Origin of the sequence: Amycolatopsis magusensis (genome assembly GCF_017875555.1) — a bacterium.
In the GTDB taxonomy this organism is placed as follows: Bacteria; Actinomycetota; Actinomycetes; order Mycobacteriales; family Pseudonocardiaceae; genus Amycolatopsis; species Amycolatopsis magusensis.
In genome coordinates, this window is the sequence record NZ_JAGGMS010000001.1 from 161,641 (window position 1) to 173,296 (window position 11,656).

General features: G+C 69.9%; 9 protein-coding genes and 1 pseudogene. 2 read left to right on the top strand and 8 right to left on the bottom strand.

Annotated features, from left to right (window positions below; translation table 11 throughout):
• Positions 1-34: 34 nt before the first annotated feature.
• The 6 genes and pseudogenes from JOM49_RS00750 to JOM49_RS00770 all read right to left on the bottom strand — a co-directional run bounded on the left by JOM49_RS00750 (position 35) and on the right by JOM49_RS00770 (position 7,925).
• Complete coding sequence (locus tag JOM49_RS00750; RefSeq protein WP_209662256.1) at positions 35-1,189, bottom strand: acyl-CoA dehydrogenase family protein; 1,155 nt, start codon at positions 1,187-1,189, stop codon at positions 35-37.
• Positions 1,186-3,168, bottom strand: coding sequence for an acetyl/propionyl/methylcrotonyl-CoA carboxylase subunit alpha (locus JOM49_RS00755; RefSeq protein WP_209662257.1), 1,983 nt, complete (start codon positions 3,166-3,168; stop codon positions 1,186-1,188). Before JOM49_RS00755 ends, JOM49_RS00750 begins: the two co-directional genes overlap by 4 nt.
• A gap of 5 nt (positions 3,169-3,173) precedes the next feature.
• Entirely contained in the window at positions 3,174-4,787 is a 1,614-nt protein-coding gene (locus JOM49_RS00760; protein ID WP_209662258.1) for a carboxyl transferase domain-containing protein, read from the bottom strand.
• A 177-nt stretch (positions 4,788-4,964) separates the two neighbouring features.
• The gene (locus JOM49_RS43600; protein WP_306662417.1) at positions 4,965-5,411 is read right to left on the bottom strand and encodes a cellulose binding domain-containing protein; all 447 of its coding nucleotides are present in this window, start codon (positions 5,409-5,411) and stop codon (positions 4,965-4,967) included.
• Positions 5,412-5,519: 108 nt separating this feature from the next.
• A pseudogene (locus JOM49_RS42720) lies at positions 5,520-6,851 on the bottom strand (endo-1,4-beta-xylanase); the annotation flags it as partial.
• Between the two features lie 273 nt (positions 6,852-7,124).
• Positions 7,125-7,925, bottom strand: coding sequence for an SGNH/GDSL hydrolase family protein (locus JOM49_RS00770; RefSeq protein WP_209662260.1), 801 nt, complete (start codon positions 7,923-7,925; stop codon positions 7,125-7,127).
• Positions 7,926-8,089: 164 nt separating this feature from the next.
• Between JOM49_RS00770 and JOM49_RS00775 the strand changes: the two genes are divergently transcribed.
• Both JOM49_RS00775 and JOM49_RS00780 read left to right on the top strand, forming a co-directional pair.
• Positions 8,090-8,677, top strand: a complete 588-nt coding sequence (locus JOM49_RS00775; protein ID WP_209662261.1) for an SACE_7040 family transcriptional regulator — start codon at positions 8,090-8,092, stop codon at positions 8,675-8,677.
• A 66-nt stretch (positions 8,678-8,743) separates the two neighbouring features.
• Positions 8,744-9,232 (top strand): hypothetical protein, encoded by a 489-nt coding sequence (locus tag JOM49_RS00780; RefSeq protein WP_209662262.1) that lies wholly within the window; start codon positions 8,744-8,746, stop codon positions 9,230-9,232.
• Here the strand turns inward: JOM49_RS00780 and metX are convergent.
• Together metX and JOM49_RS00790 are read right to left on the bottom strand one after the other, a co-directional pair.
• Positions 9,229-10,314: a homoserine O-acetyltransferase MetX gene (gene metX, locus JOM49_RS00785; RefSeq protein ID WP_209662263.1), complete on the bottom strand. Its 1,086-nt coding sequence runs from the start codon at positions 10,312-10,314 to the stop codon at positions 9,229-9,231. The two genes, JOM49_RS00780 and metX, sit on opposite strands and share 4 nt — an antisense overlap.
• Positions 10,311-11,609, bottom strand: a complete 1,299-nt coding sequence (locus JOM49_RS00790; RefSeq protein ID WP_209662264.1) for a bifunctional o-acetylhomoserine/o-acetylserine sulfhydrylase — start codon at positions 11,607-11,609, stop codon at positions 10,311-10,313. The genes metX and JOM49_RS00790 overlap by 4 nt, the downstream gene beginning before the upstream one ends.
• Positions 11,610-11,656 lie beyond the last annotated feature (47 nt).

An 11,656-nucleotide genomic window follows, 5' to 3' on the forward strand; every position in this document is an offset into this window, starting at 1 on the left:
GCAAGTAATGCCCCACTCCTAGCATTCGCAGGGGTTAGCGGAGGCCTAGTTCTCGGGCGATGAGCATGCGCTGGACCTCGCTCGTGCCTTCGCCGATTTCCAGGATCTTCGCGTCCCGGTAGAAGCGGCCGACGGGGAACTCGTTCATGAAGCCGTACCCGCCGAAGATCTGGGTGGCGTCCCGCGAGTTGTCCATCGCGGCGTTCGACGAGACCAGCTTCGCGATGGCGGCTTCCCGCTTGAACGGCTCGCCGCGCAGCATCTTCGAGGCCGCGGCGTAGTAGGCCAGGCGCGCGGTGTGGGCCCGCGTCTCCATGTCCGCGATCTTGAACTGGATCGCCTGGTACGTCCCGATCTTGTGCCCGAACGCCTCCCGCTCACCGACGTAGCGCAGGCATTCGTCGACGCACCCCTGCGCCAGGCCGACGCTCAGCGCGGCGATCGCCACCCGGCCCTCGTCCAAAATGGACAGGAACTGCGCGTAACCCCGGCCGCGCGAGCCGAGCAGGTTTCCTTCCGGGACCCGGCAGTCGGCGAACGACAGCTCGTGGGTGTCCGAGGCGTTCCAGCCGACCTTCGAGTACTTCGGCGCCACGGTGAACCCCGGCGTGCCCGAGGGCACCAGGATGGCCGAGATCTCCTTGCGGCCGCCCTCCTTCTCCCCGGTCACCGCGGTCGCCGTCACCACGCTGGTGATGTCGGTGCCCGAGTTGGTGATGAACGACTTGCTGCCGTTGAGGACCCACTCACCGCCGTCCAGCTTCGCCGTGGTCCGGGTGGCTCCGGCGTCCGAACCGCCGCCCGGCTCGGTCAGGCCGAACGCGCCCAGCGCCTCGCCCGCGCACATCGACGGCAGGTACCGCTGCTTCTGCTCGTCGTCGCCGAAGCGGTAGATCGGCATGGCGCCGAGGGAAACCCCGGCCTCCAGGGTGATCGCCACGGACGAGTCGACCCGCGCCAGTTCCTCCAGCGCCAAGCACAGGGCGAAGTAGTCGCCGCCCATACCGCCGAACTCCTCCGGGAACGGCAGGCCGAACAAGCCCATCGAACCCATCTTCGCGACCAGCTCGTACGGGAACTCCTCCCGTTCGTAGAACCCGCCGATCACCGGCGCCACCTCGCTGTGCGCGAAGTCCTCGACGGTCTTGCGCAGCGCCTCGTACTCCTCGTCGAGCCGGAAATCGATCATCGTGCGTCCTCCTGCGGGGTCACCACGGCAAGCGCTTCGTCCAGCGCGACCTGTTGGCCGGCCTGTACGCGCAGTTCCTCGACCACGCCGTCGATCGGCGCGGTGATCGTGTGTTCCATCTTCATCGCCTCGACCACCAGCAGCGGCGTGCCCGCGGTGACCACGTCCCCGCGCGCGACCTTCACCACCAGCACGGTGCCGGGCATCGGGCTGGTCACCGGGCCGGCCTCGGCGGCTTCCCCGTGCGCCAGCTGCATGATCGGGCGCTCCCCGATCAGCACCGCGTGGCCGTCCCTGGCCAGCCACAGCCCGTTGGCGACCGAAGCCGTCTCGTACCGGTGGAACTCGCCCCGGTACCGCAGTTCCAGCTGCCCGCCACGCCGCGCGGCCGACACGGCGACCGGTTCGGCGTCGTCCACGCTCACCCTGGCGCGGCGCGGTTCGCCTTCGACGCGCACCAGCGCCTCGGTCTCACCGGACCGCAGGCGGAAGCTCACCCCGCCACCGCCGCCGATCCGCCACCCGGTCGGCACCGCCCAGGGGTCCACAATGGACTCCGACGGCCACAGCCCGAGCAGGCGGTCCATCGCGGCGGCGACGAAGAACTCGGCGGGCACTTCGGCGGAGGTCAGCTCGGCCAGCCGGCGCTCGACCAGCCCGGTGTCCAGCCGTCCTGCCCGCACGTCCTCGTCCGCGAGCAATGCCCGCAGGAAGCGCACGTTCGTGCCGACGCCGAGCACCGCGGTCTTCGCCAGCGCCAGGTCCAGCCGGTGCAGCGCGGCCGCGCGGTCCGGCCCCCAGGCGATCACCTTCGCCAGCATGGGGTCGTAGTTCGAGCCGACCTCGGTGCCTTCGCGCACCCCGGAATCCACGCGGATGCCGTCGTCGGCGGGCTCGACCACGCGCAGCACGGTGCCGCCGGTGGGGATGAAGCCGCGGGCGGGATCTTCGGCGTACACCCGGGCTTCCACCGCGTGCCCGGTCAGCCGGACGTCGGCCTGCCGCACGCCCAGCGGCTCACCGGCGGCCACCCGCACCTGCCACTCGACCAGGTCCAGCCCGGTGACCTGCTCGGTGACCGGGTGCTCGACCTGCAGCCGCGTGTTCATCTCCATGAAGAAGAACTCGTCGGCGTTGGTGGCCGAAACGATGAACTCGACCGTGCCCGCGCCGGAGTAGCCGACCGCACGTGCGGCTTCGACGGCTGACGCGCCCATGCGTTCCCGGGTCGTCTCGTCGAGCAGCACCGACGGCGCCTCTTCGATGATCTTCTGGTGCCGCCGCTGCAGGCTGCATTCGCGCTCGCCCAGGTGGATCACGTTGCCGTGGCCGTCGGCGAGCACCTGGATCTCGATGTGCCGCGGGGTGGTGACGAACCGCTCCAGCAGCAGCGTGTCGTCGCCGAAGGAGGCCTTCGCCTCACGGCGCGCGGACTCCACCGCGCTGTCCAGCTCGGCCGGGTCCTCGACCAGCCGCATGCCCTTGCCACCACCACCGGCGGACGGTTTGAGCAGCAACGGGTAACCGACTTCCGCGGCGGCGTCGGCGAATCCGCCCGCCGGGATGTCCAAATCGGACGATCCGGGGACCACCGGCACCCCGGCGGCCGAGACCGTGCGCTTGGCCTGGATCTTGTCGCCCATCGCCTCGATCGCGCCGACCGGCGGGCCGATGAACACCAGCCCGGCTTCGGCGCAGGCGGTGGCGAACGCGGCGTTCTCGGCGAGGAAGCCGTAGCCGGGGTGCACGGCCTGCGCCCCGGTTTCCCTGGCTGCCTCGATGATCGCCGGGATGGACAGGTAGCTGCGCGTGGCCTCGGCGGGCCCGATCCGCACCGCGACGTCGGCCTCGAGCACGTGCCGGGCGTCGGCGTCGGCATCGCTGTAGACCGCGACGGACCGGATGCCCATCCGGCGCAGCGTGCCGAGCACCCGGACGGCGATCTCCCCGCGGTTGGCGACCAAAACCGTGTCGAACAAGACGATCACATCCGGAAAACGCCGTAGGAAACAGCTTCGAGTGGCGCGTTGGCCGCCGCCGACAGCGCGAGGCCGACCACCGTGCGGGTGTCCGCCGGGTCGATCACGCCGTCGTCCCACAGCCGCGCGGTGGAGTAGTACGGGCTGCCCTGCGCCTCGTACTGCTCGCGGATCGGGTCCTTGAAGGCCTCTTCGTCCTCAGTGGACCATTCACCGCCGCGGCCTTCGATCGCGTCGCGGCGCACGGTCGAGAGCACCGACGCCGCCTGCTCCCCGCCCATCACCGAGATCCGGGCGTTCGGCCACATCCACAGGAAGCGCGGCGAGTACGCCCGTCCGCACATCGAGTAGTTGCCCGCGCCGAACGAGCCGCCGATGATCACCGTCAGCTTCGGCACCCGCGCGCAGGCCACCGCGGTGACCATCTTCGCGCCGTGCTTGGCGATGCCACCGGCCTCGTACGCCTTGCCGACCATGAAACCGGTGATGTTCTGCAGGAACAGCAGCGGGATCGAGCGCTTGTCGCACAGCTCGATGAAGTGCGCGCCCTTCATCGCCGACTCGGCGAACAGCACGCCGTTGTTGGCGATGATGCCGACCGGGTGCCCGTGCACGTGCGCGAACCCGGTGACCAGGGTGTTGCCGTACTCCTTCTTGAACTCGGCGAACCGGCTGCCGTCGACGATCCGGGCGATCACCTCGCGCACGTCGTACGGGGTGCGCGAGTCGGTCGGCACCACGCCGTACAGCTCCGCCGGATTCACCGCGGGCTCCTCGACCGGCCGCACGTCCCACGGCCGCGGGGTGCGCGGACCGAGAGTGGACACGATCGAGCGAACGATGCGCAGCGCGTGCGCGTCGTCGTTGGCCAGGTGGTCGGTGACGCCGGACTGGCGGGCGTGCACGTCGCCGCCGCCCAGTTCCTCGGCGGTGACCACCTCGCCGGTCGCGGCCTTCACCAGTGGCGGGCCGCCGAGGAAGATGGTGCCCTGGTTCCGGACGATCACGGCCTCGTCGCTCATCGCGGGCACGTAGGCGCCGCCCGCGGTGCACGAGCCGAGCACGGCGGCGATCTGCGGGATGCCGCGGGCGGACATGGTCGCCTGGTTGTAGAAGATGCGGCCGAAGTGCTCGCGGTCGGGGAAGACCTCGTCCTGGCGCGGCAGGAAGGCGCCGCCGGAGTCGACCAGGTACACGCACGGCAGGTTGTTGTGCAGCGCGACTTCCTGCGCGCGCAGGTGCTTCTTGACCGTCATCGGGTAGTAGGTGCCGCCCTTGACGGTGGCGTCGTTGGCGACGATCACGCATTCGCGCCCGGACACCCGGCCGACGCCGGTGATGATGCCGGCGGCGGGCGCCTCGTCGTCGTAGAGCCCGGTCGCGGCCAGCGGGGAGAGCTCCAGGAAGGGCGAGCCGGGGTCGAGCAGCGCGTCCACCCGATCGCGCGGCAGCAGCTTGCCGCGTTCCACATGCCGGATGCGTGCCTTCTCCGGGCCGCCCAGCTGGGCCTGCGCGAGCCGCTTGCGCAGATCCTCGGCCAGCTCGGCGTGACCAGTGGCGTAGCGGGCGTAGTCCGTGCTCCGCGGATCGGCGGAACTGCTCAGCACCGGGGTGTCCATGGCTCCTCGAGACAGGGGTTAGCGGTCGTTAACACCAGCTTCGATGTTAGCGACCACTAACCGCACTGTCCAGGGCGTGCCCGCCGCTGAACAGCTTCCACCAGAAACCGTTCATCCGCGCGGTGACGCCCGCGTGCCTCATGACGACCGGCGGGTGTCATGAGGCACGCCGGCCGATCAGGGGGTGCCGCAGGTGACGGCCGGGGCCGCCCATTGGCCGTTCGCCATCACGGTGAAACCGAACGTGGTGCTGGCGTTCGCCGCCAGGCTGCCGTTGCCGTTGGGCTTCATGGTCATCACGTTGCCGCTCGAATCCCAGCTCGGCGTGCCGTTCCAGGTGGTCGACACCTTCTGCGGCGAGGTCACGGTGACCGTCGCCGTCCAGCTGCTGATCGCCGACGCGCCCGCGGTGATGGTCACCTGGCCGTTGAACCGGTCACCCCACTGCTGGACCCGCTGGTAGGTCGCGGTGCAGGAGCCAACGGGCGGGTTGCCCGGGTCGTCCGCGGGCGCGACCGCCTGGCCGGTGGACGTCGAGATCATGCCGGCGCAGAGGTTCCGGCTGGCCAGCCCGGCGGCGATCTGCGGGAGGGCGTTGATCGTCGACTGGTAGCCGTCGTGCATCAGGATCACGCCACCCGGCTGCAGGTTCGAGGCCGCCTGCACGATCTGGCTGGTGCTCGCGCCGTTCCAGTCCTGCGAGTCGACGCTCCACAGCACCTCGGTCAGCCCGAGCTGCTGCTCGACCGACTTCAGCGTGCTGTTCGTTTCGCCGTACGGCGGGCGGAACAACTTCGGCGTCTCACCCGTGGCCTGCTGCAGCGCCTGCTGCGTCTGCGTCAGCTCCGAGGTCATCTCCTGCGCCGAGAGCTGCGTCAGGTGCGGATGCGACCAGCTGTGGTTGCCCACCCACATCCCGGCGTCCCGCTGACTCTTCGCCAGCGTGGGATTCTGCTGGACCTTGTTGCCCACGTTGAAGAACGTGCCTCGTAGCCCGGCCGACTTCAGCGCGTTGATCAGCTGCGTGGTCGTGCCGCTGATCGGGCCGTCGTCGAAGGTCAGGCCGACGTACCCGGCCGAGCAACTGGGGCCACCGGGCGTGCCGCCGCTGTTGAGCGCGCTGAGCACGGCGTCGTAGGCGGACTTCTTCTGGCCGTTGCCGTTCCACAGCAGCGGGGTGTCGTTGGGCCGCCACGAGTCGCTGTCCCGGATGCCCCACACGGTCACCCCGTTGCACCTGGGCACCGCCAGGCAGTCCTTGACGACGTTGCTGTAGGTGGTCGGCGACGCGCCCTGGATGTCCAGTTCGGTGATCTGCACGTCCACGCCCAGCGCGGCGAAGCTGGACAGCGTGGTGCGGTAGTTCGACGGGTAGGGCGAACCGCTGTTCATGTGCGACTGGAGGCCGACGCAGTCGATCGGCACGCCGCGGTTCTTGAAGTCCTGCACCATCTTGTAGACGGCCTGGGTCTTGGCGTGCGACCAGTCGTCGGTGTTGTAGTCGTTGTAGCAGAGCTTCGCGTTCGGGTCGGCCGCACGCGCGGCCTTGAACGCCGCTTCGATCCAGTCGTTGCCGGTGCGCTGCAGGTTCGAGTCGCGCCGGGCACCGCTGCTGCCGTCGGCGAAGGCTTCGTTCACCACGTCCCAGGCGACCACCTTGCCCTTGTAGTGGGTGGCGACCTGGGTGACGTGGTTGAGCATCGCCTGGCGCAGGGAGGAACCCTCCATGCCCTGCATCCAGCCCGGCTGCTGCATGTGCCAGGCCAGCGCGTGCCCGCGGACCTTCATGCCGCGGCTGAGCGCGTGGTTGACGATCTGGTCGGCCGAGCCGTAGGAGAACTGCCCCTGGTTCGGCTCGGTGGCGTCCATCTTCATTTCGTTTTCGGGCGTGACGCTGTTGAACTCACTGTTGAGGATGCCCGCGTAGGTGGAGTCGCCGAGCTTGTGCGCCGCGACCGCGGTGCCGAAGTAGCGGCCGCTTTCCGCGGCGGCCGCACCCAGCGTGGTGCCGGCGCTCGCGACGCCGGGCAGGACCACGGCCAGTGCGCCGAGCAGGCCGGTCATCCCGGCGATGGCGGCGAACCGGCCTCTTCGTCGTTCCGGCCTGCCGGCTTCGATGACAGCAGTTTCGGACATCACTTCCTCCAGGGGTTGCGTTTCCGAAAGTTTCGAAAAAAGTCTTGAAGCTTTCGTAAGGTAAAACCCCAATGGAGTGTCGTCAAGCAACGTAAACCCAGATGGAGCAAGTCGAAAATTTCGAACCTGGACAGCAAAAAGCCGGAGGGGCCAGCCGTGCAGGCGGCTGTCCCCTCCGGCGATCCCGGCGAGCTTGTCGGCTCAGCCGGCCGCGTTCAACGCGGCGAGATAGCCGAGCTTCTGCCCGTTGGCGGTCGGGTGGTACGACTCGTCGACCGGCCAGGTGAGGCTGTGCAGCCAGCGGTCGGACGAGCAGATCTCGTGCCCGGTGAACGCGTTGCGCACGTCGACGAAGGTGAACCCGGCGCTCGAAGCCTGCGCCGAGGTGACCGAGGCGAGCGCGTCGGCACCGGAGTTGATCGCGGACCGCTTGGTGTCGCTCAGGCCCACGTCACAGGAGCCGGGGACCTTGTAGAAGCGCGGGTAGCCGAGCACGTACACCTTCGCGCCGGGCGCCTTGGCCTTGATCTTGTCGTAGACGCCCTTGAGCAGCCCCGGCAGCGTGCCGTTCACGTAGGCCTTCGCCTCGGCGACCCGGTTGACGCAGGCCTGGTCCGACCCGAGCGTGCAGTCGGTCATCACGTCCACGAACCCGGCGTCGTTGCCGCCCACCGAGACGGTGACGACGTTGGTGCCGGAACCGACGTTGTCCAGCTGGCTCAGCACCTGCGGGGTGCGGGCGCCCGAGCAGGCGAGGAAGTTCAGCGAAGCACCCTTGGCGCTGGCCCACAGCCGCGGGTACGCGTTGGCGCTTCGCTTGCAGGAACCCGAGTCGCCGTAACTGCCGGCGCCGAGCCCGGAGGAGTAGGAATCACCGAGCGCCACGTAGTTCGTCGCGGCCGAGGCGGGAATCGTGAAGCCGAGCAGGGCGAGACCGGCCACGACGGCCACGATCATCGCTCGCCAAACGGGCAGGGTCGGTTTGTGGTCGGACGTGACCATGGTTCTCCTTCGTGAGCCCCCAACGTGAAAGAACAAGTACCACGTGGGAAATGCACGGGGAAGCACGCGCAGATGACGTAACTCGACTGGACTACCCCAAAGGTCGCCCGTCCGGATTGCCCAGTTGTTAGCGATCGCTAACGTGCCTGCTCTACGATGGGCGGATGCCAGCGCACCCGACCCCCCTCGTGCACGGCGAGAAGGCCAGCCGGCGCGAGCAGATCCTGGCCGCGGCCGCCGAGTTGTTCGCCCGCCACGGGTTCCACGGCGTGGGGATCGACGACATCGGCGCCGCCGTGGGCATCTCCGGCCCCGCGTTGTACCGCCACTTCCGCAGCAAGGACGCGATGCTCGGCGAGATGCTGAGCTCAATCAGCCGCTACCTGCTCGACGGCGGGCAGGAGCTGGCCGCCGCGCGCACCGGCGCCGAACTGCTCGGCGCGCTGGTCAAGTTCCACGTGGACTTCGCGCTCAGCCAGCCCGCCCTGATCACCGTGCAGGAGCGGAACCTGGCCAACCTCACTGACGCCGACCGCAAACAGGTTCGCGCGCTCCAACGCCAGTACGTGGAGCTCTGGGTCGAGGCGATCCGGACCACCGTCCCCGAGGTCGGTGAAACCCACGCCCGATCCTCGGCACACGCCGTGTTCGGGTTGATCAACTCGACCCCGCACAACCGCTATCTGGCTGACGAGGAACTGGCCGGGCTGCTCGAACGGCTGGCGCTCGGCGCACTCCGCGCGGCGCGGTGACGCACCGCTCCCGATAGTCACCCGGGAGTGGTCCCAAAGGCGGCCGCCCTGGTGTTTGATAGGCACGTGCAGCCCGACAGGAGCGAGGACGAGCAGCGGCGGCTCGTGGAAAAAGCGCAGCGCGCGCTGGTGGCGATGCGGTTCGGCGAGGACGCCGACGCGCTCGACCAACTGGCGCCCGCGCAGGCCGGCCTGCCCGAGACCCGGGAGCTGATGCTGCTGCTCTTCGGTGAGTGCAGCGCGATGGTGGCCACCCTCGGGGACGGCGGGACCGCGCCGGTCAAGGTGCAGGTGTTCGACGAGGCCGGGGAAGAGGTCTCGATCGACCAGGCGGACCCGCCGGTGCGCACGGCGGTGCGGACGCTGCTCGCCGAGGTGCACGGGAACACCGAAGCCGCGCAGGAACAGCTGGAGATCGCCCTGTCGAGCGCGGCCCCGGACGAGGTCGACAGCCTGGTGCTCCAGGCACTGCGGTGGACCATCCGGTTGTCCACCGAGTGCCTGGACCGCGACCTGCCGGTCACCGCCTGGATCTCCGACGCGCTGGCCGACTAGCCCAGCAGCGGCTTCACCAGCGCGGCGATCTGCGCGGTTTCGATCAGGAACGAATCGTGGCCGTACGGGGAGTGGATCACCGCCGCCTCCCCCGCACCCCGGATGCCCGCCGCGAGCTCGACGGACTGCGCCAGCGGGTACAGCCGATCACTGTCCACACCGGCGACCACGGTGCGCGCGGTGACCCGCGACAGGGCCGCCGCCACCCCGCCCCGGCCCCGGCCCACGTCGTGCGAGTTCATCGAGCGGGCCAGCGTCACGTAGCTGCCCGCGTCGAAGCGCCGCACCAGCTTCTCGGCGTGGTGGTCCAGATAGGACTCCACGGCGAACCGGCCGTCACCCTGCGGGGAACGGCCGAAGCGTTGCGCCAGCTCGGGTTCACTCCGGTAGGTCACGTGCGCGATCCGCCGCGCGACACCCAGGCCGGCGTGCGGGGCCTCGCCGGTGTCGTAGTAGTCGCCGCCGTGCCAGTGCGGATCGCCGGTGATGGCGTGCAACTGCGGGGACGCCCAGGCGATCTGGTCCGCCGAAGCCGCCGCCGGCGCGGCGAGCACCAGCAGCGCCTCCACGCGCGCCGGGTGGCTCACCGCCCATTCCAGCGCCCGCATCCCGCCCATCGAACCGCCCAGGACCGCCGCCCAGCGCGCGATGCCGAGGTCGTCGGCGAGCGCGGTCTCGGCGGACACCTGGTCGCGGATGGTCAGGGCGGGGAACCGGCTGCCCAGCGCCCGGCCGTCGGAGTCCAAGGAGGACGGTCCGGTCGAGCCCTGGCAACCACCCAGCACGTTCGGCGCGACCACGAAGTACTCCTCCGTGTCGACCGGCCGTCCCGGCCCGACCAGCGCGTCCCACCAGCCCGCGCTGGGGTGGCCGTCACCGGCCGGACCGGCGACGTGGCTGTCGCCGGTCAGCGCGTGCTCGATCAGCACCGCGTTCGACCGGTCGGCGTTCAGCGTGCCCCAGGTCTCGTACGCCAGCGTGAACCCGGGCAGCTCGCCGCCGGACTCCAGCCGGACCGCGCCGGTGCGGGTGACCCACCGGCGGCGGCCCGGCGGGTCACCCGGGCGCCAGGCACCGGTCACAGAGCCGCCTTCGCCGCCCTGAACCCGGCCTCCAGGTCAGCCTTCAGGTCCTCGATGTGCTCCAGGCCGACGGCCAGCCGCACCAGTCCCGGCGTCACGCCGGAGGCCACCTGCTCCTCCGGGGAGAGCTGGCTGTGCGTGGTGCTCGCCGGGTGCACGATCAGGCTGCGCACGTCCCCGATGTTCACCAGCTGGCTGTGCAGTTCCGTGCCGTCGACGAACCGGCGGCCCGCCTCGACCCCGCCACGCAGGTCGAAGGACAGCACCGCGCCCGCGCCGCCGGGCAGGTACTTCTGCGCGGCCTGGTGGTACGGCGACGACGGCAGGCTGGCGTAGTAGACCTTCTCCACCTCGTCGCGCGCTTCCAGCCACTCCGCGAGCGCCTTGGCGTTCGACACGTGCCGCTCGATGCGCAGCGACAGCGTCTCGATCCCTTGCAGAATCAGGAAACTGTTCAGCGGCGCGATCGCGGCGCCGGTGTCGCGCAGCAGCTGCACCCGCGCCTTCGCGGCGTACGCGCCCGGGCCGAGCGCCTCCCAGTACTTGAGCCCGTTGTAGCTGGGGTCCGGCTCGCTGAAGCCGGGGAACTTCGCCGGGTCCGCGCCGAAGTCGAAGGTGCCGCCGTCGACCAGCACCCCGGCGATCGTGGTGCCGTGGCCGCCGAGGTACTTGGTCGCCGAGTGGATCACCACGTCGGCGCCGTGCTCGATCGGGCGCAGCAGGTACGGCGTGGGGATGGTGTTGTCCACCACCAGCGGCACCCCGGCCTCGTGCGCGGCGTCCGCGACGGCCCGGATGTCCAGCACGTTGCTGCCCGGGTTCGCCAGCGTCTCGGCGAAGAACAGCTTGGTGTTCGGGCGGACCGCGGCCTTCCACTGCTCGATGTCGTCCTGGTCGTCGACGAAGGTGACCTCGATGCCGAGCTTGGGCAGCGTGTAGTGGAACAGGTTGTAGGTGCCGCCGTAGAGCGACGGGCTGGAGACGAAGTGGTCGCCCGAGTTCGCCAGGTTCAGGATCGCCGCGTTCGTGGCCGCGGTGCCCGAGGCGAAGGCCAGCGCTGCCACGCCGCCTTCCAGCGCGGCCACCCGCTGCTCCAGCACGTCCTGGGTCGGGTTGTTGATCCGGGTGTAGATGTTGCCCGGCTCGGCGAGGCTGAACAGGTCGGCGCCGTGCTGGCTGTCGCGGAAGACGTACGAAGTGGTCTGGTAGATCGGCGTGGCCCTCGCGCCGGTGGCCGGGTCCGGCGCGGCGCCGGCGTGGATCTGCTTGGTTTCGAAGGACCAGGCCTCGGTCATGGGTGGTTCTCCTCGCGACTCGGCGAATCGGTGCACTGGGGATTGCT